Source organism: Actinosynnema pretiosum, from assembly GCF_002354875.1.
Taxonomy (GTDB): Bacteria; Actinomycetota; Actinomycetes; order Mycobacteriales; family Pseudonocardiaceae; genus Actinosynnema; species Actinosynnema auranticum.
This window is the reverse complement of sequence record NZ_CP023445.1, coordinates 5572216-5593620: the sequence shown is the minus strand read 5'-3', so window position 1 is coordinate 5593620 and position 21405 is coordinate 5572216. Positions and strand designations below refer to the sequence as shown.

The window sequence follows — 21405 nt, the reverse complement described above, 5'->3', positions numbered from 1 at the left end:
GGTGGGGTGAACGCCGTGTTCCGGAACTGCTTCGGCTGCGAGAACGCGGTGGCGGAGATCGTTCTCCGCTGCCCCTCCGGTACCGCCCGACCCGCACGGGCACGGCGTCACGTCGGCGGAACGGGGATGCCCGTGGCGAACGAGCGCGAGGACTTCGTGGCGGCGCTGCCGCTGCTCGCCGTGCTGGCTGCGTTGGTGAAAGCACAGGTCAGGGGCTTCTGGGCGGGGTGGTGGCCACCCCGACCGGTTTTGCTGTCAACCGACGTTATAACGTCTTCCATCGTGGAAACCACGGGTGCTGGGCCCAGCGGTGGGGCCATCGACACGCCGCAGCACCGGGCCCTCGGGTCCGGGAGTCGGGTGGCCATCCTCGGGCTCGTGCGGGCTGCCGGGGGTGGGCTCACCGCCGCCGAGGTCGCGGCTGCCACGGGGCAGCACCTGTCGACCACGCGCGCCCACCTGGAACGGCTCGTCGGCGCCGGCCTGGCGGTCAAGGCGCGAGCCGGCGGCGGGCAGCCAGGGCGTCCCGCCTGGCGGTACCGCGCCGCCGCCGACGACCCGGCGCCCGCCCCCTACCGGACGCTCGCGGCGGTGCTGCTGGGGCAGCTCCGGAAGGACGCGGACGGGGCGGCCGTCGCCGCTGAGCGGGTGGGGCGGGAGTGGGGGCGGCAGCTCGCCGGGGAGTCCGGCGCCCGCGGGGCCGTGGAGACGGTCGGCTCGGTGTTCGACGGGCTCGGGTTCAGCCCGGTGGTGCACGGGGAAGCGGGTGGGGCGGTTGACCTGCACCTGAGGACCTGCCCGTTCCTGGAACTCGTCGACCAGGCGCCCGACGCGATGTGCGCGCTGCACGCCGGTGTGGTGCGCGGGGTGCTGGACGAGCGCGGGGCCGACGGGGACGCGGCTGTGCTGGAGCCCTTCGGGGCGCCTCGGGCCTGCGTGGTGCGGCTTCCCCGTGACGGGGAGTGGTGATGGGGGTCGGGCTGCGGGTTCCGGTGCTGGTGGGGGCCGCGCTCACGCTGCTCTGCGGGCTCTGCGCGGCCCTGCTGCTGTCCGGGGCCGGTGGGCTGGTGCTGCTCGGGATCTACCGGGGGTTGTGGAGGCGCGGCGGGTCCGTCGCGGTGCTCGGCTTCCCCGGCTGCGCCGCCGCGCTCTCGACCGCCGCCAGCAGGAAGCGGGTCACGGCATGATCCCCCTCTCCCCGCAGCCCGGACGGGCCGCGATCCCGATCACGCCGGTCACGCCGACCGGGCGGGCGAACTGGCACTGGCGGGTCGGGTTCGTCCCCGCGCTCTACCTGGCCGCGCTCGTCGTGCTCTCGTTCGCGCACGCGTTCCTCGCCTCCTGGTACTGGCTGGCCGTGCACCTGCTCGCGCTCGGCGCGGCCACCAACGCGATCCTGGTGTGGAGCGCGCACTTCACGTCGGCGGTGCTGCGGGTCCCCGCGCTGCCGCACCGGCGGGGCGAGTCGATCCGGCTGGTCGTGCTCAACGCCGGGGTGGTCCTGGTGCTGGTCGGCGGCACCACCGACTGGCCGTGGACCGGGGTCGTCGGCGCGGGGGCGGTGTTCGCCGCCGCGGCCTGGCACCTGTGCTGGCTGGTGGCCCGGTTGCGCGCCGCGCTGCCCGCCCGGTTCGCGGTCACCGCGCACTACTACGTCGCCGCCTGCTGCGCGCTGCTCACCGGCATCCCGGTGGGCGCCTGGATGCTGGTCGTCGACGACGCCGCGCGCGACCGGCTGATCCTGTTCCACGCGCACGTGAACGTGCTCGGCTGGGTCGCGCTGACCATCGTCGGGACGCTGTTCACCTTGTGGCCCACGGTCTTGCGCACCCGGCTCGACGACGGCGCGCCCGCCGCCGCCCGCTCCGCGCTGCCCACGGCGGTGACCGGGGTGGTGCTGCTGGGGATCGGCGCGCTGGCCTGGTGGCCGGTGCTCGCGGCGGCCGGGCTCGGGGTGTTCGGGGCCGCCGTGGTGATCACCGCGGTCCCCGGTCTGCGCACCGCCTGGCGGAAACCGCCGCGGTCCTTCGCCGCGTGGTCGATCGCGGCCGGGGTCGGGTGGCTGCTCGTGGCGCTCGGCGTCGACGCGGTCGTGGTGCTGTCGGCGGCCGACGCGCACGAGGCGGTGGGCGGGTTCGGCGACGTGCTGACGCCGCTGCTGGTCGGCGCGGTGGCGCAGATCCTGCTGGGGGCCTTGGCCTACCTCATGCCGGTGGTGCTCGGCGGCGGACCGGGTGCGGTGCGCGAGCGCGGCGAGCTGTTCGACCGGCACTGGGCCCAGCGGGTCGCCATGGGCAACACCGCGCTGGTCGTGTTCGTGCTGCCCACGGGGCCGCACGTGCGGATCGCGGTGTCGCTGCTGCTGGTCGTCGCGCTGCTCCAGTTCCTGCTGCCCGCTGCCCGCGTGCTGCTCAAGCGGAGGTGAAAGCCTTGTCCGAGAAGAACGACCGACCGCTGGGCGGGGTCGCGGCGGGGGTGGCGCTGGTGCTCGTGGCGGTGCTCGCCGGGATCGCGGCGCAGCGCGTCGCGGACGGCGGACCGGCCACGACCGAGGTCGCCGCCGCCGTGACGCCCACCGGGAACACCACGACGGTCCAGGTGAGCGTCGTCGAGATGCGGTACCGGCCCTCGGTGATCAGCGTGCCCGCCGGGGACCGGCTCGTCATCGAGCTGACCAACTCCGACCGGCGGCGGCACGACCTGGTGCTGGCCACCGGGCAGAGGACCGGGCCGGTCGGCGCGGGCGCCGCGGTGACCCTGGACGCCGGGGTGATCGGCGGGGCGGTGGACGGGTGGTGCTCGCTGCCGGGGCACCGGCAGGCCGGGATGACGCTCACCATCACCACCACCGGGGCAGGCGGGCAGGCCGCCGCAGACCACCCGCAGCACGGCGGTTCCGCCGAGGCGCACGGTGATCACGGCTCGGCGCCGCGGTCGATCGACGCGATGGCCGTGCCGTCCGCCGACTTCCGGGCCCGCGACGCCGCGCTGCCCGCCGCGTCCGGGGAGCGGGTGCGCCGGTACGTGCTGCGGGTCCAGGAGGTGGAGGTCGAGATCGCGCCGAACGTGCGGCAGGTGATGTGGACCTACAACGGGACCGCGCCGGGACCGGTGCTGCGCGGCAAGGTCGGCGACGTCTTCGAGGTCGAGCTGCACAACGACGGGAGCGTCGACCACGGCGTCGACTTCCACGCCGGGGCGCTCGCGCCGGACGGGCCGATGCGGCCGATCGAGCCGGGGCAGAGCCTGACCTACCGGTTCACCGCGACCAGGGCGGGCATCTGGATGTACCACTGCTCGACCACGCCGATGATGCTGCACATCGCCAACGGCATGCACGGCGCGGTGATCGTCGACCCGCCGGACCTGCCCGCCGTCGACCGCGAGTACGTGCTGGTGCAGTCCGAGCTGTACCTGGGCGGGGACCAGGCGAAGATGCGCGCGGAGAACCCGGACGCCGTGGCGTTCAACGGGTGCGCGGCGCAGTACGCGCACCGGCCGCTGACGGCGCGGGTCGGCGAGCGGGTGCGGTTCTGGCTGCTGGACGTCGGGCCGAACCGGTCGGGGGCGTTCCACGTCGTCGGCGCGCAGTTCGACCGGGTGTACGCCGAGGGGGCCTACCGGTTGCAGCCGGGCGATCCGGGCGGTTCGCAGGTGCTGCCGCTGGCGCCGGCGGAGGGCGGGTTCGTGGAGGCGGTGTTCCCCGAGGCCGGGCACTACCCGTTCGTCAGCCACGCCGTGGTCGACGCCGAGCGCGGGGCGCGGGGGATCGTGGAGGTGACGGGCTGATGGGCGGGCCGTCGGGGCGCGTCGTCCGCAAGTTCCTGCCGCCGCAGCACGGGGCGTGGGCGATGCTCCTGCTGCCCTACCTGGCCGGGGTGCTCTCGGCGGGGTGGCGGTGGTGGGACCTGCCACTGCTGGGGGCGTGGCTGTCGGGGTACCTGCTGTCGTACTTCGCGCTCCAGGCGGTGAAGACGCGGCGGCCGGGGAAGTTCCGGGAGCAGCTGACCTGGTACGGGGCGGTGACGGCGGCCTTCGCGCTGCCGGTGCTCGTGGCGTGCCCCCGGCTGCTGCTGTTCGCGCCCGCGTACGGGGCGCTGATCGGGGTGAACTGCTGGTACGCCTACCGGCGGCGGGAGCGGGCGCTGGTCAACGACCTGGTGTCGGTGGTGCAGAGCTGCCTGATGGTGCTGGTCGTGGCGGTGGTCGCGGACGCGCCGCTGTCCGGCGCCCTGGTCCCGTTCCTGGTGACGCTGCTGTACTTCACGGGGACGGTGCTCTACGTCAAGACGATGATCCGGGAGCGGGGCAACCGGGCGTACCTGGTGGCGTCGGTGGCGTTCCACGTCGTGGCGCTCGGCGCGGTTGCGCCGTTCGGTCTACTCTCCGCGGTGGTGTTCGCGGGTCTGCTGGCACGGGCCTGGGTGCTGCCGGGGCACCCGCTCACGCCCAGGCAGGTGGGGCTCGCGGAGATCGTCGCCAGCGCGCTGGTGCTGGTCGTGGCGGTGGGGTGACGGGGGTCGGCGGATGAGCGGGCGTGATCGGGTGCTGGTGCGGCGGCGGGAGTGGGCCGGGCTCGGGGAGGGGGAGGTCCGGCGGGTCGAGGCGGTGTGGGGTGAGGCGTTTCCGCCTTCCGAGCGCGGCGAGCGGGACAGCGTGGCGACGCGGAGCAGCGACTTCCTGTGGACCGCGCACCTCGGGGACGAGCTCGTCGGGTTCGCCACCGCGCTGCGGTTGCCGCAGTCCGGAGCCGTGTACCTGGAGTACCTCGCCGTCTCCGCCTCCTCGCGCGGCTCGGGGACCGGGGGCGCGCTGCTCGCGGCGGTCGCCGAGGACGTGCTGGGCGATCCCGCGGTGGCCGGGATCGTGCTGGAGGTCGAGGACCCCGCGCGCACTCCCGGCGAGCTGCCCGCGCGGCGGATCGGGTTCTACGAGCGGTGGGGCGCACGGGTCGTTACGGCGATCAGCGGGTACGAGATGCCCGATCTCGCGGAGCCCGGACAGCGGGTGCCCATGGTGTTGTTGTGGCGTGGTGGTGTCGCGCAGCCGGTGCTGGAGGCGGACGGGGTCGAGCTGGTGCTCCGGGACCTGTACCTCGGCTACTACGCGCACGCCGCCGAGTCCGGGCACCTGGCGGAGATGGTGGGGCGGCTCGACCGCCCGGCGTGACCCGGTTCGACGCGGTCCAGTGGGCTGCGTCACACTTCGCGCCGCGGGTGCCGCGTGCTGACCTCCCAGGGGGGCGGGCGGCGTTCGGGCCGGTCCGGGGCGCCGGCGGGGACTCCGGGGCCGTGCCGGGACGGGGCGGCGCCGGGCGTTGAATCGCACCCACCAGCCTTGCGAGAAGGGCGGACAGTTGGACACAGCGCTGAGTACCGGAGAGGGCGGCGCGTCCGGCGCCGCCGTCCGCGTCGGGGTCGTGCGGGAGTCCACCGGCGGTGAGCGGCGGGTCGCGCTGGTGCCGGGGGCGGTCGCCGAGCTGGTCGGGCGGGGGGTCGACGTCGTCGTCGAGAGCGGGGCCGGGGACGGCTCGCTGCTGCCCGACGGGCTCTACAGCGCCGCGGGCGCCGCCATCGGGGACGCCTGGGCGGCCGACGTCGTGGTCAAGGTCGCGCCGCCCACGGCCGAGGAGGTCGCGCGGCTGCGGCGCGGCCAGGTGCTGATCGGGTTCCTGGCCCCGCGCGCCGCGGACAACCGGATCGGCGAGCTGGACGCCGCCGGGGTGCGGGCGTTCGCGGTCGAGTCCATCCCCCGGATCTCGCGCGCCCAGGCCATGGACGCGCTCTCCTCGCAGGCCAACGTCGCGGGCTACCGGGCCGTGCTGCTCGCCGCCTCGCTCTCCACCCGGTTCTTCCCCATGCTCACCACCGCCGCCGGCACCGTGAAACCGGCCTCCGCGCTGGTGCTCGGGGTCGGCGTCGCCGGGCTTCAGGCGCTCGCCACGGCCAAGCGGCTCGGGGCCCGCACCACCGGGTACGACGTGCGGCCCGAGGTCGCCGAGCAGGTGCGCTCGGTCGGGGCCAGGTGGCTCGACCTCGGGATCGACGCCGCAGGCGAGGGCGGGTACGCGCGGGAGCTGACCGAGCAGGAGCGGGACACCCAGCAGAAGGAGCTGGAGAAGGCGATCAGCGGGTTCGACGTCGTCATCACCACCGCGCTCGTGCCGGGGGTGCCCGCGCCCAGGTTGGTCACCGCCGCCGCCGTGGAGGGGATGCGCCCCGGCAGCGTCGTGGTCGACCTCGCCGGGGAGACCGGCGGCAACTGCGAGCTGACCGAGCCGGGCCGGACCGTCGTGCGGCACGGGGTGACCGTCGCCTCGCCGCTCAACCTGCCCGCCACCATGCCCGAGCACGCCAGCGAGCTGTACTCCAGGAACGTCACCTCCCTGCTGGAACTGCTGATCACCGACGGCGCGCTCGCGCCCGACCTCGACGACGAGATCGTGGCGGGCGCGCTCGTCACCGGGAAGGAGGGCTGATGCACGAGCAGCTGCTGGCCAACGCGGCGATCCTGGTGCTGGCCGGGTTCGTCGGGTTCGCCGTCATCTCCAAGGTGCCGAACACCCTGCACACGCCGCTGATGTCCGGCACCAACGCCATCCACGGCATCGTGGTGCTCGGCGCGCTCATCGTGCTCGGCGAGCTGCCCGCCGACGCCGGGTGGGGACCGCGCGCCATCGCGTTCGTCGCGCTGGTCTTCGGCACGCTCAACGTCGTCGGCGGCTTCCTGGTCACCGACCGGATGCTCGGGATGTTCAAGGGGCGCAAGGCCGTCGGGGCGCCCGAGGGGAAGCCTGCGGGGAACTCCGCCGACGAGAAGGAGGCGGGCAGGTGAGCTACCTGGTCAACGGGCTCTACATCGTCGCCTTCGCGCTGTTCATCCTGGGGCTGTCCGGGCTCACCGGGCCCAAGACCGCCGTGCGCGGCAACTGGATCGCGGCGGCGGGCATGGGCGTCGCGGTCGTCGCCACCCTCGTCAAGATCAGCGACACCGCCCCGGTCAACTGGGTGCTCGTCGTCGCCGGGCTCGCCCTCGGCTCCGTGCTGGGCGTCGTGCCCGCCAGGCGCACCAGGATGACCGCCATGCCGCAGCTCGTCGCGCTGTTCAACGGCGTCGGCGGCGGCACGGTCGCGCTCATCGCCTGGTCCGAGTTCCTCGAGACCGACGGGTTCGGCCACCTCGGCGCGGACCGGTCGCCCGCCGTGCTCCTCGCCGGGTCGCTGTTCGCGGCCGTCGTCGGGTCGGTCTCGTTCTGGGGCTCGCTCGTGGCGTTCCTCAAGCTCCAGGAGCTGCTGGGCAAGGGCGTCGAGCGCCGGCTCGTCTCGTCCGCGCGCGCCTTCCAGGTGCTCAACGCGCTGCTGGTGCTGGTGATCCTCGCCGCCTGCGGGCGCATCGCGGTCGGCGCGGGCGACGGCGGGACGTCCGCCTGGTGGATCGTGCTGGTGCTCCTCGCCTCCGGCCTCGCCGGGCTGTTCGTCGTGCTCCCCATCGGCGGCGCGGACATGCCGGTGGTCATCTCGCTGCTGAACGCGCTCACCGGCCTGTCCGCCGCCGCGGCCGGGCTCGCGCTCGACAACACCGCGATGATCGTCGCGGGCATGATCGTCGGCGCGTCCGGCGCGATCCTGACCAACCTCATGGCCGTCGCGATGAACCGGTCCATCCCGGCCATCGTGTTCGGCTCCTTCGGCGCGGGCGCGACCGCCGGTGGCGAGGGCGGGCCGCAGGGCGTGGTCAAGGCGACCTCCGCGTCGGACGCCGCGATCCGGATGGCCTACGCGTCCCAGGTCGTCGTGGTGCCCGGCTACGGGCTCGCCGTCGCGCAGGCGCAGCACGCGGTCAAGGACATGGCCGCGCTGCTGGAGGCCAAGGGGGTGGAGGTCAAGTACGCCATCCACCCCGTCGCCGGGCGGATGCCGGGGCACATGAACGTGCTGCTGGCCGAGGCCGACGTCGAGTACGACGCGATGAGGGAGATGGACGACATCAACGACGAGTTCAGCCGGACCGACGTCACCCTCGTCATCGGCGCGAACGACGTCACCAACCCGTCCGCGCGCACCGACTCGTCCAGCCCCATCTACGGGATGCCGATCCTGAACGTCGACCAGTCCCGGTCGGTGATCGTGCTCAAGCGGTCCATGTCGTCCGGGTACGCCGGGATCGAGAACCCGCTGTTCTTCGCGGACCGGACGTCCATGCTGTTCGGCGACGCGAAGAAGTCGGTCAACGAGGTGATCGAGGAGCTCAAGGCGCTCTAGCGCACCGGAAGTCACCGCGCGGGCACCCGGCGTGGTCGACCCCTGTAGTCCAGACCACAGGGGTTGACCCCGTCGTGTCCTCGGCGGTTAGGTCGGATGGCGAACGAGTGAGCTGTCCGTCCGGTTTGGAGAGAGATGCCCCCGAAGTCCAAGCGCCGCACGAAGATCGCCGCGATCACCCTCGCGGCGGCGACCGCCCTCGCCGCCGGCCTGTACACCGGCCAGGCGTCGGCGGACGCGCTCCCGTTCCCGGACAACGCGCAGGCGGACTACCAGCTCGGCGGCGGCTACACCCCGCCCGGCCAGACGGAGATCGTCGTCCGCGACCGGACCGACGAGCCCGCCGACGGGCTGTACAACGTCTGCTACGTCAACGGCTTCCAGACCCAGCCGGGCGACGAGATCGACTGGTGGAAGTCCCAGCACGACAACCTGCTGCTGCGCGACGAGAAGGGCGCCTACGTCGGCGACCTGGAGTGGGACGAGCTGGTGCTCGACATCTCCACCGACGCCAAGCGCGCCGAGCTGGCCGGGATCGTCGGCGGCTGGATCGAGCAGTGCGCGAAGGACGGGTTCCAGGCCGTCGAGATCGACAACTTCGACACCTTCCACCGGTTCTCCGGGCTGCTGGGGCAGGCCGACGCGCTCGACTACGCCAAGCGGCTGATCAAGGTCGCGCACGACGCCGACCTGGCGATCGGGCAGAAGAACGCCGCCGAGATCACCGCGCAGGGCAAGTCGGCCGGGTTCGACTTCGCCGTCGCCGAGGAGTGCGGCGAGTGGAGCGAGTGCGGCGACTACACCGACGCGTACGGCAACTCTGTGCTGATCGTGGAGTACCAGCGCGAGGCGTTCGAGCAGACCTGCGCGGAGTTCGGCGACGACGTGTCGGTCGTGCTGCGCGACGTGAAGCTCACGGTGCCGAGCAAGAACAACAAGAACTACGTGTACGACGCCTGCTGATCGGCGTTCGCGCGGTGGGAGCCGTCGTGTCCCGGAAGGGGCGCGGCGGCTCTTCCGCGTCACGGCAGCGTGCGCGTGCGCCGCTCGTCGCAGGGCGCGGTGAGGGTGATGCGCACGGCCGGAAGGCTGGTGCCGCCCCGGTCCTGCGGTCCCCTGGTTTCCGCTGAGGACACCGCCATGGAAAGTGACCCACATCACTCGTTTTCGAGAACCTCGAGCGCCGTCCGGCCGTCTAGCCGGGTGTGAAGCGGAAACGGCTGGAGAGCGTCGACGAGGAGTTCCTCGTCCGGCGCACCGCCAGGGGCGACCGCGCGGCGTTCGAGGAGCTCTACCGCCGCACCTCGCCCTGGCTCGCGGTGCGGCTGCGCCGCAGGTGCGCCGACGAGCAGGTCGTGGCCGAGGTCATGCAGGAGACCTACCTGGCGATCTGGCGCGCCGCCGGTTCGTTCGCGGGCTCGGCCGTCGACGGGAGCGCGGTCGGCTGGATCTGGACCATCGCGGCCCGTCGCCTGGTCGACGCCTTCCGGCGGCGCGGGCACCACGCGCAGCCGCCCGCCTCCGCCGTCGCGCCGCCGGTCCCGGCGGTGGAGGAGGAGGTGCTCGCGGGCGTGCTCGGCGACGAGGTCGGGGACGCGCTGCGGCGGCTCTCGCCCGAGCTGCGGGACGTGCTGCGGGCCATGGTGCTCGACGGGCTCACGGTCACCGAGGCGGCCGTGGTCCTGGGGGTGCCGGAGGGAACGGTGAAGACCCGCGCGCGCCGTGCGCGGATCGCGATGCGGGAGGCGCTGTCGTGACACACCCGAGCGACGAGCTGGTCCGCGCCTACGCGGCCGGGCTGGAGCTGGCCGACGACCGGCTGTGGGCGGTCGAGGGGCACCTGGAGCGGTGCGGGCACTGCCGGGGCAGGCTCGCCGGCGCCGCCCCGCCCCTTCCGCTGCTGGACGCGGTGTGGGCGGGCGTCGAACCGCGATTGGGCGCGCCGCCCCGGCGCCGCCGCCCGGTCCGGCGGGCGGTCACCGCGTGGCTCACGCCGGTGATGGCGCCGTGGCTGGTCGTGGTCGCGCTGCTGGTGGTCGGCGTGGTCGTGGCGGACCTGCTGCTCGGCGGGCCGTCCGCGCTGCGGACCCCCTGGGTGCAGCTGCTCGCGCCGGTGCTGCCGGTGCTCGGCGTCGCGGTGTCCTGGTCGCGCGGGCTCGACCCGGCCTACGAGGCGGTGGCCGCGACCCCCAGGTCCGGGCTGAACCTGGTGCTGCGCCGCACCGCCGCCGTGCTCGGCGTCCTGGCCCCGCTGCTGGGCGTCGGGAGCTGGGTGACCGGCGCGTCGGTGGTGCTGTGGCTGCTGCCGTGCCTGGCGCTGACCACCAGCGCGCTCGCGCTGGGCAGCGTGATCGGCGTGCTGCCCGCCGCGCTCGCGCTCGGCGGGACGTGGGCCGCGCTGGTGGTCCTGCCGCACGCCGCCGAGGCCGCGCCGCTGGACGTCTTCACGGGCGCGCTGCCCGTCTGGGGTGCCGTGCTGCTGCTCGCCTCGGTGGTCGTGGTGCTGCGGCGCGGCCGGTTCGACCAGCTGGGCGCGCACCGCTAACCACCCGCCGCGCCCCGCGGTCGGGGGCGCGGCCGTCCGGAAAACCTTCCGAGACAAGAACTTCTCGATGCGGAACAACCGGGGAAGTCCGATGAGGAACGTCCAATGAGGAGCGACATGCGCGCAGTGGGGGCCGACGAGGTCTCACCCACCGCCTACGCCTGGGAGATCCAGGCCAAGGGGCTGGTGGTGCGGGTCGGGCGCAAGAAGAACGCCGTCGACGGGCTCGACCTGGAGCTGGGCAAGGGGGTGCACGGGCTGCTCGGGCCCAACGGCGCGGGCAAGACCACGCTGATCCGCACCCTCGCCACCGTGCTGCGGCCCACCTCCGGCGAGCTGTCGGTGCTGGGCGAGCGGGTCGACGGGCTGGGCGGGCGGCGCGCGCTGCGGCGCAGGCTCGGCTACCTGCCGCAGGACTTCGGCTACTACAAGCGGTTCACGGTGCGCGAGTTCGTCGAGTACCTGGCCTGGCTCAAGGAGGTCCCGGCCGCCGAGATCCCCGGAGCCGTGCAGCGCGCCGTGGAGCGGGTCGGGCTCGCCGACCGGGCCGACGACAAGATGAAGACGCTGTCCGGCGGCATGGTGCGCCGCGTCGGGGTCGCGCAGGCCATCGTCAACGACCCGGCCGTGCTGCTGCTCGACGAGCCCACGGCGGGACTGGACCCGGCGCAGCGCGTGCGGTTCCGCGAGCTGGTGGCGGAGCTGGGGCGGGAGACCTGCGTGCTGATCTCCACGCACCTGGTGGAGGACGTCGCCGCAGCCTGCACCGACGTGGTGCTGATCGCGAGCGGGTCGCTCGTGTTCCAGGGCACCCCGGCCGAGGTCGCGGCGGCCGGGACGCCCGACCACGTCGGCGACAGCCCGATCGAGCGCGGCTACTCCGCGCTGCTGGGCCAGGAGCCGGGCAAGGGGGGCTGGTGATGCGCGCGCTGAGGATCGAGCTGCGGCGCTCCGTCGCGCCGTGGGCCGGCCTGCTGGTGCTGCTCCTGCCGCTGCCGCTGCTGCTCCTGCTGTCCGGCCCGTGGAGCCACGACCCGGCCGACTGGGGCAGCAGCACCACCACGGCCGTCCTGTGGCTGCGCTGGTTCCTGGTGTTCTGCTGGCCCGTCGCCCTCGGCGCGGGCGCCGTCCAGGGGATGCGCGACCGGCGGTCCGGCATGACCGAGCTGCTGGGGAGCACGCCCCGACCGGTCGGGCAGCGGACCGGCGCGCTGGCCGCCGCGCTCGCGGTGTGCCTGGTCGTCGGGTTCGGCGCGCTGGCGGTGGTGGGCGTGGTGAACGTGCTGCTGGGCGGCGGGTACACCTCGGCGGCGTTCCTGCCCGCGCTGGTGGTCGGGGCGCTCGCGGTGGTCGCGGGCGGGGTCCTCGGCCTGGCCGTCGGGCGCGTGGCCCCGCATCCGCTGGTCGCGCCCGCCGCGGCGGTGCTCTCGCTGGTGCTGCTGACGCTGGCCGGCACCGGGCTGGCCGAGGCGCGGGTCCCCTCGTTCACGACGCGGCTGGCCTACCTCACGGCCGTGATCGGCGACCCGCGCGGCACGATGGTGACCACCACGTGGTCGTTCGACCTCGTGCAGGCCGCCTGGTTCGCCGGGCTCGCGGCGACCGGCGTGCTGCTGCTGGCCGCGAGGTCCCCGCGCGCCAAGCTGATCGCCGCCGCCCCCGCGCTGCTCGCCGCCGCCGTCGCGGCGCCGCTGCTGCCCGCGAGGCCCGCCGACGCGTTCACCACCGACACCGCCGCCGCCGAACTGGTGTGCGACGGGCCGGTGTGCGTCTCCCGGATGCACGCCGACCGGCTGCCGGTGCTCGCCGAGGCCGGGCGCGAGGCGCTGCGGCTGCTCTCCCGGCTGCCGGACGCGCCGACCAGGGTCGTGGAGGACACCACCCCGCAGTGGTCGGACCAGGTTCCCGAGCGGTCGGCGGACGTGGTGCGGATCAACTACCAGATGGACTCCGGGCTGCTGGAGGCCGACGTCACGCGCACCCGCGACGAGCTGCTGGCGGGCGCCGGGGTGCCCCGCTGCCACGCCGCCAACGAGGGCGGCACCGACGAGCCGATCATCTCGGCGCTGACCGTCGCGCACCTCACCGGGGCCGACCGGCCGCCCGCCGACTACCCCGGCCACTTCGCCGGGATGGAGTCCGTGGTCGAGTCCGCGTGGCACAGGTTCCGCTCGCACCCGGAGGACGTGCGGGAGCAGCGGGTCGTGGCGACCAGGAAGGCGCTGCTCGCCTGCGAGGGGACCGCGTTGGACGTCCTGCTGCCGGAGGGCGCGCGATGAGGTGGGCGGTGCTGTACGCCCGCTCCAGGTCGGCGCCGTCCGCGTTCGGCGGGCTGCTGCTGGCGGTCGCGGGGCTGTGGGCGGTGGCGGGCACGGCGTGGACGCCGGTGCTGACCACGCTCGCCTGCGTCTCCGGGGTCTCGATCGCCGCGATCGGGCTGAGCGGGCAGGACCCGGCGCTCGACCGCACGGCCGCGCTGCCGTGGCCGGTGCGCAGGCTCGCCCACCTGCTGCTGATCGGCGTGGTCGCCACCGGCGCCCTGCTGGTGGCGCAGCGGCTCGGGCAGTCCGCGGTGGACCCGTGGGCCGTCGGGTGGGCCGGGGTGGGGTTCCTGGGGCTCGCGGGGATCGCGGCCACCGCCGCGGGCGGGCAGTTCGGGTGGACGCTGCCGCTGCTCTGGTGGGTCGCCGCGTTCCTGGTGCCGGACACCGACGGGTCCGGGTTCGCGCGGGTGCTCGGGTGGCCGCTGCGCGTGCCGCAGGACCGGGTGTCGACGTGGACCGCGATCGCGCTCGGCGCGGTCGGGGTGGTCGCCTACGCGCTGCGGGGCACGCGCAGGTGATCGCGGGGGCGCGGCGGTGTCGCCGCGCCCCCGGTTCTCCCCGCTGCGCCTGGCTTTCCGGCATTCGGAGCAGTGCGCGGGGCACGCCGGGCGCGGTGCGGGGCACGCTTTACGATCCTGGTTCGTGATCTCCCCGAACCCCGACCTGCTCGGCCTGTTCCCCGACGCCGCCCGGCACCGCCCGCTGAGCTCGGCGCTCCCGCCGGGACGGCCCGTGCGCTCCCGCGAGCGGCCGGAGAGCCCGCTCCCGGCGCTCTGGCTCAGCGGTGGACCGGCGCCCGCGGGTCTGTGGACGCGGCTGCGCGCCGAGCACTCGTCGTCCGGCCTGTGGCCGCTGCTGCTCGACGCGCTCGACGACGAGGACCCGGCCTACCGCCCGTGGGGCAGCGGCGAGCTGACGCCCGCGCCCGCCGCGGCGGCAGGCGCGCACGACCCGGCGGTGGTGCTGGAGCGGTGGTGGGCCGCGCACACCGGCGACGACCCCGAGGACCAGCTGACGCCCGCCCAGCGGCTCGCCGTGACCGCGCCGTTCGGCCGCGCGTGGCCGGGGCTCGCGCCCGCGCGGGTGCCGACCAACGACCCCGGTCGCGTCGCGGACGACCTGGCGGGGGAGTTGTTGCGGGGGCACGGTTCCCTGCGGCTCGGGCTGGTCGCGGCCGATCGCGGCGCGGACGCGCTGACCGTCGCCGGGTGGGGCGGGGCGGCGGGGTACGTGGACGACACCGCGGAGCTGTCGGCGGTGCTGCGGTCCTGGGAGTCCCGGTTCGGCGCGCGGGTGGTGGGCGTGGGCTCCTCGACGCTGCTGCTGAGCGTGGCGGCGCCGCCCACGACGCTCACCGAGGCGCTGGCGATCTCGGTGGAGCACTTCGCGGTGTGCCCGGACAACGTGTGGCAGTCCGACGAGGCGCACCCGCTGATGGCGTACGCGGAGCGGTTGGTGGGGGATCACTCGTGGACGTTCTGGTGGGACTGAGGTAGATCGGGTGCGCTGGGGGGCGACCGGTCGCCCCGGTGAGGCCGGTCGCCCCGCGGTCGTCGTCGCTGGACGCCCGCTGCGGGGTGGGTCCAGTCGCGGTGGAGCGTGACGTTCGTGCAGGCGCACCAGGTGCTGCGGTTGCTCGCGGAGGACACGCCGACCTGGTACCGCTCTCCGACGGGGCTGATCGCGGTCGTCGGCCCTGGAGTGGTGGGCGAAGGTCCCCGAAGCCGGGGGCCGAGGACCGCGGGCGGGCGCGCTGCTGCGGTCCCGTCCTTGACGCCCGGCGTCGCGCCGCTTAGCGTCAGGCGCTGATAACGATCGGGATCTACTGCGAAACTTTCGAACCGGTTTCCGCTCGCCCGCCCCGCGCGGGTTCTCCCAGAAAGCGCCGGACATGACGCTGACAGCGAAGTCAGTCTCCCGAGCCGCACTCGCCTCCACGCTCGCCGTGCTCACCGCCGCAGCGGTCGTGCTCGTGGCCACGCCCGCCAGTGGCGCCGCCTCGACGCTCGCCGCCGCCGCGCAGCAGAAGGGGCGGTACTTCGGGACCGCCGTGGCCGCCAACAAGCTCTCCGACTCGACCTACACCGGCATCCTGAACCGCGAGTTCGACATGGTGACGGCCGAGAACGAGATGAAGATGGACGCCACCGAGCCCAACCAGGGCCAGTTCTCCTACGGCAACGCCGACCGCATCGTCAACCAGGCCCGAGGGCAGGGCAAGCGAATCCGCGGGCACGCGCTCGCCTGGCACTCCCAGCAGCCCGGCTGGATGCAGCGCATGGAGGGCTCCTCGCTGCGGCAGGCCATGCTCAACCACGTCACCCAGGTCGCCACCTACTACCGGGGCAAGATCTACGCCTGGGACGTCGTCAACGAGGCCTTCGCCGACGGCAATTCCGGTGGCCGCCGCGACTCCAACCTCCAGCGCACCGGCAACGACTGGATCGAGGCCGCGTTCCGCGCCGCGCGCGCCGCCGACCCCAACGCCAAGCTCTGCTACAACGACTACAACACCGACAACTGGTCGCACGCCAAGACCCAGGGCGTCTACCGGATGGTGCAGGACTTCAAGTCGCGCGGCGTGCCCATCGACTGCGTCGGGTTCCAGGCGCACTTCAACAGCGGCAACCCGGTGCCGTCCAACTACCACACCACGCTCGGGAACTTCGCCGCGCTGGGCGTGGACGTGCAGATCACCGAGCTGGACATCGAGGGCTCCGGGTCCAGCCAGGCCCAGCAGTACCAGGGCGTCACGCAGGCCTGCCTGTCCGTCGACCGCTGCACCGGCATCACCGTCTGGGGCATCCGCGACACCGACTCCTGGCGCGCCTCCGGCACCCCGCTGCTGTTCGACGGCAGCGGCAACAAGAAGGCCGCCTACAACTCCGTGCTGGCCGTGCTGAACGAGGGCGGCGGGCAGCAGCCGACCACCACCGGGCCGACCACGACCACCACGAACCCCGACCCCGGCGGTGGCGGCTGCACCGCGACCTACTCGGAGGGGCAGAAGTGGAACGACCGCTTCAACGGGCAGGTCGCGGTCTCGGGAGCCGACAACTGGGTCGTCACGGTCACCGTCAGCTCCCCGCAGCGGATCATCGCGACCTGGAACACCAGCGCCACCTGGGACTCCAGCGGCAACGTGATGACCGCGCGGCCCAACGGCAACGGGAACTCGTTCGGCTTCACCGTGCAGCACAACGGGAACTGGAACTGGCCCAGCCTCACCTGCAGCAGGGGGTGAGCGGGGAACAGGGCTGAAACCGCTGCGCCCCCGCGGTTCCCGTCATCCGGCGGGAACCGCGGGGGCGCTCCGGTCAGCCCCGGCCGAACAGGTCGCGCCGCAGACCGGCCGCGTGGAACAGGTGGTCGCGCGAGTCCTCCAGCTCGTGCCGCAACCGGTCCACGTCCACGTCCAGCAACCTGCCCCGCCACTTGCGCACCCGCCCGGCGACGATCACCGTCTCCACGTTCGAGCGGTCCATCAGCGCCACCACCGCGCCGGGAACGTTGTTGAGCGGGGCCACGTTCAGCGCCGTCGCGTCCAGCAGCACCACGTCCGCGTCCTTGCCCGGCGTGAGCGACCCGGTCCGGTGCGCCAGACCGAGGTCCCCGGCGCCGTTGAGGGTCGCGAAGCGCAGCACGTCGCGCGCGGTCAGCAGCGGCGGGTCGTCCTCGGCGGGCGTCGGCCAGTGGTTCGGCGGGTGGCCGTCGCCGCGCGCCAGCACCCGCTCGTTCACCACCATCCGCTGCATGGTCAAGGCCGAGCGCATCAGCGTGAACGGGTCGGCGGGCATCGTCGTCTCGACGTCCGAGCTGAGCGAGGGCTCCATCCCCAGCGCCTGCATCGTCAGGATCGGCGGGGTGCCGTGCCGCATGGCCATCTCGATCGGGAACGCGATCGACACCCGCGCGCCCGCGTCGCGCACCCGCCGCCACGTCTCCTCGCCGACGCCGGTCATGTGGATGAACAGGTTGTCCGGGCCCAGCCCCAGGTTCCCGCCGACCCCGCCCTCGCCGCGCGCCACCCGGTCCAGCACCGGGTTCGTGCCCGCGCCCGACACGGCGTGCGCGACGATCCGCAGCCCCAGCTCCCGGCCCAGCTCCCAGGCCCGCGAGTACCGCGCCTCGTAGTCCAGGTACATCTCGCCGCCCATGGCCATGGTGACCAGCCCGTCCGAGGCGAACCACCGCTCCAGCACGGCCCGCGCGTCCTCCGGGTACGTCGAGCCCGGCCGCCCGTCACCGCCCGCGTACGACAGCACCGCGCGCCTGCCGGTCTCGCGCAGCGCGGTCACGGCCGCGTCGGTGTGCTCGGGGGTGTGGTGGATCTGGGAGATGTCCAGCACCGTCGTCACGCCCGCGTCCAACTGCGCCAGACCGGCGAACAGCGTGCTCAGGCGCACGTCCTCCGGCCGGTAGAGCGGGGCCGTCCGGCCGAGCACGAAGTCCCCGTAGTTCGGGTTCGCGGACGGCGAGCCGGAGCCGTCGTCGAACAGCAGCGCGTCCGGGAGCGCGCCGCGCAGCGCCGTCTCGAACTGGTGGTGGTGCGTGTCCACGAAGCCGGGCAGGACGATCCGGCCGCGCGCGTCCAGCACGGCCGCGTCCGGGACGCGCAGGTCCGGTCCCACGGCGGCGATGCGCGCGCCGTCGACCAGCACGTCGGCGCGCTCGAAGTCGCCGACCGCCGGGTCCAGCGACAGCACCGCGCCGCCCTTGACCAGGTACCGGCTGCCGGGCTTTCCGCTGTCGGCCGGTAACCCCTGTCCCGCTTGGAAGTCCTCGGTCACGTGTCCTCCCCGTCGAGTCGGTGACGTCACCGCGATCGTCACCCCGGCGGAGGCGCGGGGTGGGGGAGGAGGACCTTTCGGGCAGGGGTTCTGCCCCCGCGGGCACCGGGGCGCCCCTCCGCGCGGAGGGGCGCCCCGGCGCGTCAGCGGCCGACCCGCTCGGCGACCAGCGGACCGCCCCCCTGCACCTCGTCGCCCGCGTCGCCGATCCGCCACGCGCCCACCAGGGACTCCAGCGCGCGCGGGATGCGCGCCTCCTCGTCCGCGCTCAGCGTGAACAGCGGCTGCCCGGCCCTGACCGCCTCGCCCGGCTTCACGTGCAGCTCGATGCCCGCCGCGTGCTGCACCGGGTCCTCCTTGCGCGCCCGGCCCGCGCCCAACCGCCAGGCCGCCACGCCGAACGGGAGCGCCTGCTGCTCAACGAGAACGCCGTCGCGGTCGGCCCGCACCACCTCGTGCTCGCGCGCGGTCGGCAGGGCCGCGTCCGGGTCGCCGCCCTGCGCGCGCACCATCCGCCGCCACGTCGCCAGCGCGCGCCCGTCGTCCAGCGCGGCGGCCACGTCCTCGTCCGGCCTGCCCGCCAGCGCCAGCATCTCCCGCGCCAGCGCCAGGGTCAGCTCCCGCACGTCCGCCGGACCGCCGCCCTGAAGCACCGCCACCGACTCGGCGACCTCGTTCGCGTTGCCGATCGCCCGCCCCAGCGGCACGTTCATGTTGGTCAGCAGCGCGCTCGTCGCCACGCCCGCGTCCTCGCCCAGCTCCACCATGGTCCTGGCCAGCTCGCGCGCGTCCGCGAGGTCGGTCAGGAACGCGCCCGAGCCGAACTTCACGTCCAGCACCAGCGCGCCCGTGCCCTCGGCGATCTTCTTCGACATGATCGAGGACGCCATCAGCGGGATCGCGTCGACGGTCGCCGTGGTGTCCCGCAGCGCGTACAGCTTCTTGTCGGCGGGCGCCAGGCCGGACCCGGCCGCCGCCACCACGCCCCCGACGTCGCGCAGCTGCGCGAGGATGTCCTCCGTGGACAGATCGGCGCGCCAGCCGGGGATCGACTCCAGCTTGTCCAGCGTGCCGCCGGTGTGGCCGAGGCCGCGCCCGGACAGCTGCGGCACCGCCACGCCGAACGACGCGACCAGCGGCGTCAGCGGCAGCGTGATCTTGTCGCCGACCCCGCCGGTGGAGTGCTTGTCGGTGGTGGGCTTCCCCAGGTCCGCGAAGGACATCCGCTCGCCCGAGGCGACGATGGCCAGCGTCAGGTCGCGGGTCTCCTCGCGGCTCATGCCGTTGAGCCAGATCGCCATCAGCAGCGCGGACACCTGCTCGTCCGCGACCCGGCCGCGCGCGTGGGCGTCGACGATCCAGTTGATCTGCTCGGTGGACAGCCGCTGCCCGTTGCGCTTGGCGCGCAGCACGTCGACGGCGTCGAAGGGTTCGACCTTCGGCAAGGTGGTGCTCCTCTCGGCGGGACCGGGGTCAGCGCCCGCCCGTAGCGGCGGCGGCCACCGTGTCACGGGTGACCAGCGCCGTGGCCAGCCGGGTCCCGGCGGGCCGCTGGTTGTCGATCACGCCGAGCGCGGTGGCCACGGCGGCCGTCGCGAGGTCCGCGGCGGGCAGTCGCACGGTGGTGAGCGCGGGGCCCAGCATCCGGGCGAGGTCCAGGTCGCCGACCCCGACGACCGAGAGGTCCTCCGGCACCCGCCAGCCCCTCGCGCGCGCGGCGCGGAACACGGCGGGGGCGAGCAGGTCGTCGTCGCACACCACGGCGGTGAACCGGCGCGCGCCGTCCAGCAGGCCGGTGGCGGCGGAGCAGGCGGCGTCGAAGTCGGTCGCGGACGTCTGCGCCACGGCGGTGACCTGCCCGCCCAGCGCGGAGAACGCGTCCGCGAACGCGGTGCGGCGGTCGAGGTAGGTGGGGTGCGCGTTGCGGGTGTTCAGGCAGGCGACCTGGGTGTGCCCGGCCGCGCGGAGCAGGCGGGCGGCCTCGGCCATGCCGGGGGCGAAGTCGAAGCCGACGGTGGGCAGCTCGTCGCCGTACAGCTCGCAGGCCACGACGGGCAGGCCGGTGGCGGCGAGCGCGGCGGCCTCCGCCCCCGTCGGGCCGTAGGCGATCGCGCCGCCGAGGTGGCCCGCGCGGATGAGGTCGGCGAGGCGGTCGGTCCAGGACGTCTCGCCGTCGTCGCGGGTGATCAGGATGACCGAGTGGTCGCGCTCGCGGGCCCTGCGCTCGGCGTGCTGGAACAGGGAGGCGAAGAAGGGCTGGCTGACGTCGCGCACGGCCAGGCCGATGATCGGCACGCGGCCGGTCTTCAGGCGGGCGGCGGCGGTGTTGGGCACGTACCCGAGCCGGGCGGCGGCCTCGCGGACGCGCTCGGCGGTGCGCTCGGACACGCGGGTGCCCGCCTTGCCGGAGAAGACCAGCGACACCACGGACTGCGAGACGTCCGCCAGGCGCGCCACGTCGCTGCCGGTGACCGCGCGCCAGGGGCGCTTCGCTTCAGCCATGGGGCGCCTTCCTGGCGGGGTGGGGGAGAGGGGCGCGCGGGGAGCTGTGGCGCGGGACCGCGGGGGTACCGGTCCGCGGTCCCGCGCCACGGCGCGGCGCGGCGGCGCGATCGGGGGTTCGCACCGCCGCGCCCGGCGGTCCGGTTCAGTAACCGGACGGGGTGGTGTCCGCGCCCTCGACGAGCGCGCGGGTGCCCGAGACGCCGAGGCGGGTGGCGCCCGCGGCGATCATCTCGCGCGCGGCCTCGGCGGTGCGGATGCCGCCGGACGCCTTGACGCCCACGGTCGGGCCCACGGTCTTGGCCATGAGCGCGACGGCGTGCGCGGTGGCGCCGCCGGTGGGGTGGAAGCCGGTGGAGGTCTTGACGAAGTCGGCCTTCGCGCGCACGGCGGCCTCGCAGACGGCGACGATCTGCTCGTCGGTGAGCGCGGCGGACTCGATGATGACCTTCAGGACCGCGCCGGGCACGGACTCGCGGACGGTGCGCACGTCGGCCTCCACGTCGGCGAAGCGGCCCTCGATCGCGGCGCCGACGTCGATGACCATGTCGATCTCGTCGGCGCCCTGGGCGACGGCGCGGGAGGCTTCGAGGGCCTTGATCTCGGAGGCGTGCTTGCCGGAGGGGAAGCCGCAGACGGCGGCGACCTTGATCGACGCGCCCTCGGGCAGGTCGAGGGGGAGCATGTTCGGCGAGACGCACACGGAGTACGCGCCCAGCTCGACGCCCTCCTGGACGAACCGGGCGACGTCGGCGCGGGTGGCCTCGGGCTTGAGGAGGGTGTGGTCGATGACGCTGGCCAGGTCCGGCACGGTGATCCCTTTCGCCGACGAGCGGGAGCGGGGCAGCCGGGTGACTGCCGCAGGTCATACGATAAACCTGGGGTAGGTCATACGAAAGACCTGGGGGCGGCGGGACCCGTTCGCGCGGCTTCGGGGCCGCAGGCAGGGCCGGGCGCCGCGGGCGGTGCCGGGTGCCGCGGGG

At 74.5% G+C, this 21405-nt stretch carries 21 protein-coding genes; 17 read left to right on the top strand and 4 right to left on the bottom strand.

All coding sequences use genetic code 11. The features are described from left to right. Window positions 1-126: 126 nt before the first annotated feature. The 17 genes from CNX65_RS23635 (at window position 127) to CNX65_RS23550 (ending at window position 16374) form a co-directional block, all read left to right on the top strand. On the top strand, window positions 127-969 hold the full coding sequence (locus CNX65_RS23635) for a helix-turn-helix transcriptional regulator (protein WP_232519973.1): 843 nt from the start codon (window positions 127-129) through the stop codon (window positions 967-969). Further along, window positions 969-1187 carry a hypothetical protein gene (locus tag CNX65_RS23630; protein ID WP_096495730.1) on the top strand — a complete coding sequence of 73 codons (219 nt, stop codon included), beginning with the start codon at window positions 969-971 and terminating at the stop codon, window positions 1185-1187. Before CNX65_RS23635 ends, CNX65_RS23630 begins: the two co-directional genes overlap by 1 nt. After that, window positions 1184-2425: a hypothetical protein gene (locus CNX65_RS23625; RefSeq protein WP_096495729.1), complete on the top strand. Its 1242-nt coding sequence runs from the start codon at window positions 1184-1186 to the stop codon at window positions 2423-2425. The genes CNX65_RS23630 and CNX65_RS23625 overlap by 4 nt, the downstream gene beginning before the upstream one ends. Continuing rightward, on the top strand, window positions 2422-3789 hold the full coding sequence (locus CNX65_RS23620; protein ID WP_096495728.1) for a multicopper oxidase domain-containing protein: 1368 nt from the start codon (window positions 2422-2424) through the stop codon (window positions 3787-3789). The genes CNX65_RS23625 and CNX65_RS23620 overlap by 4 nt, the downstream gene beginning before the upstream one ends. Then, window positions 3789-4514: a YwiC-like family protein gene (locus tag CNX65_RS23615; RefSeq protein ID WP_096495727.1), complete on the top strand. Its 726-nt coding sequence runs from the start codon at window positions 3789-3791 to the stop codon at window positions 4512-4514. The genes CNX65_RS23620 and CNX65_RS23615 overlap by 1 nt, the downstream gene beginning before the upstream one ends. A gap of 13 nt (window positions 4515-4527) precedes the next feature. Beyond that, window positions 4528-5169 (top strand): GNAT family N-acetyltransferase, encoded by a 642-nt coding sequence (locus tag CNX65_RS23610; RefSeq protein ID WP_096495726.1) that lies wholly within the window; start codon window positions 4528-4530, stop codon window positions 5167-5169. 187 nt (window positions 5170-5356) lie between these two features. Next, a complete protein-coding gene (locus CNX65_RS23605) occupies window positions 5357-6478 on the top strand; it encodes an NAD(P) transhydrogenase subunit alpha (RefSeq protein ID WP_198320546.1) in 1122 nt (373 codons plus the stop codon). Beyond that, complete coding sequence (locus CNX65_RS23600; RefSeq protein ID WP_096495725.1) at window positions 6478-6834, top strand: NAD(P) transhydrogenase subunit alpha; 357 nt, start codon at window positions 6478-6480, stop codon at window positions 6832-6834. The genes CNX65_RS23605 and CNX65_RS23600 overlap by 1 nt, the downstream gene beginning before the upstream one ends. Next, window positions 6831-8261 (top strand): NAD(P)(+) transhydrogenase (Re/Si-specific) subunit beta, encoded by a 1431-nt coding sequence (locus CNX65_RS23595; protein ID WP_096495724.1) that lies wholly within the window; start codon window positions 6831-6833, stop codon window positions 8259-8261. Before CNX65_RS23600 ends, CNX65_RS23595 begins: the two co-directional genes overlap by 4 nt. Before the next feature lie 135 nt (window positions 8262-8396). Beyond that, window positions 8397-9224 (top strand): endo alpha-1,4 polygalactosaminidase, encoded by an 828-nt coding sequence (locus tag CNX65_RS23590; RefSeq protein ID WP_096495723.1) that lies wholly within the window; start codon window positions 8397-8399, stop codon window positions 9222-9224. A 242-nt stretch (window positions 9225-9466) separates the two neighbouring features. Next, window positions 9467-10018: an RNA polymerase sigma factor gene (locus CNX65_RS23585; protein ID WP_096495722.1), complete on the top strand. Its 552-nt coding sequence runs from the start codon at window positions 9467-9469 to the stop codon at window positions 10016-10018. Then, on the top strand, window positions 10015-10806 hold the full coding sequence (locus tag CNX65_RS23580; protein WP_096495721.1) for a cupin domain-containing protein: 792 nt from the start codon (window positions 10015-10017) through the stop codon (window positions 10804-10806). The genes CNX65_RS23585 and CNX65_RS23580 overlap by 4 nt, the downstream gene beginning before the upstream one ends. Window positions 10807-10923: 117 nt before the next feature. After that, a complete protein-coding gene (locus tag CNX65_RS23575) occupies window positions 10924-11727 on the top strand; it encodes an ABC transporter ATP-binding protein (protein WP_096497956.1) in 804 nt (267 codons plus the stop codon). Next, window positions 11727-13085, top strand: coding sequence for a hypothetical protein (locus tag CNX65_RS23570; protein ID WP_096495720.1), 1359 nt, complete (start codon window positions 11727-11729; stop codon window positions 13083-13085). The genes CNX65_RS23575 and CNX65_RS23570 overlap by 1 nt, the downstream gene beginning before the upstream one ends. Then, a complete protein-coding gene (locus CNX65_RS23565; RefSeq protein WP_096495719.1) occupies window positions 13082-13648 on the top strand; it encodes a hypothetical protein in 567 nt (188 codons plus the stop codon). The genes CNX65_RS23570 and CNX65_RS23565 overlap by 4 nt, the downstream gene beginning before the upstream one ends. Window positions 13649-13772: 124 nt before the next feature. Continuing rightward, the gene (locus tag CNX65_RS23560; RefSeq protein WP_096495718.1) at window positions 13773-14621 is read left to right on the top strand and encodes a DUF4253 domain-containing protein; all 849 of its coding nucleotides are present in this window, start codon (window positions 13773-13775) and stop codon (window positions 14619-14621) included. Window positions 14622-15021: 400 nt separating this feature from the next. Beyond that, complete coding sequence (locus CNX65_RS23550) at window positions 15022-16374, top strand: endo-1,4-beta-xylanase (protein WP_096495716.1); 1353 nt, start codon at window positions 15022-15024, stop codon at window positions 16372-16374. Between the two features lie 73 nt (window positions 16375-16447). Here CNX65_RS23550 and CNX65_RS23545 read toward each other — a convergent pair whose 3' ends face one another. From CNX65_RS23545 to deoC, 4 genes are all read right to left on the bottom strand, one after another. Next, the gene (locus tag CNX65_RS23545) at window positions 16448-17920 is read right to left on the bottom strand and encodes an amidohydrolase family protein (protein ID WP_096495715.1); all 1473 of its coding nucleotides are present in this window, start codon (window positions 17918-17920) and stop codon (window positions 16448-16450) included. Window positions 17921-18063: 143 nt separating this feature from the next. Next, window positions 18064-19365, bottom strand: coding sequence for a thymidine phosphorylase (locus CNX65_RS23540; RefSeq protein WP_096495714.1), 1302 nt, complete (start codon window positions 19363-19365; stop codon window positions 18064-18066). Window positions 19366-19393: 28 nt separating this feature from the next. Continuing rightward, window positions 19394-20422, bottom strand: a complete 1029-nt coding sequence (locus CNX65_RS23535; protein ID WP_096495713.1) for a LacI family DNA-binding transcriptional regulator — start codon at window positions 20420-20422, stop codon at window positions 19394-19396. A gap of 145 nt (window positions 20423-20567) precedes the next feature. Then, complete coding sequence (gene deoC / locus CNX65_RS23530; RefSeq protein ID WP_096495712.1) at window positions 20568-21233, bottom strand: deoxyribose-phosphate aldolase; 666 nt, start codon at window positions 21231-21233, stop codon at window positions 20568-20570. Window positions 21234-21405 lie beyond the last annotated feature (172 nt).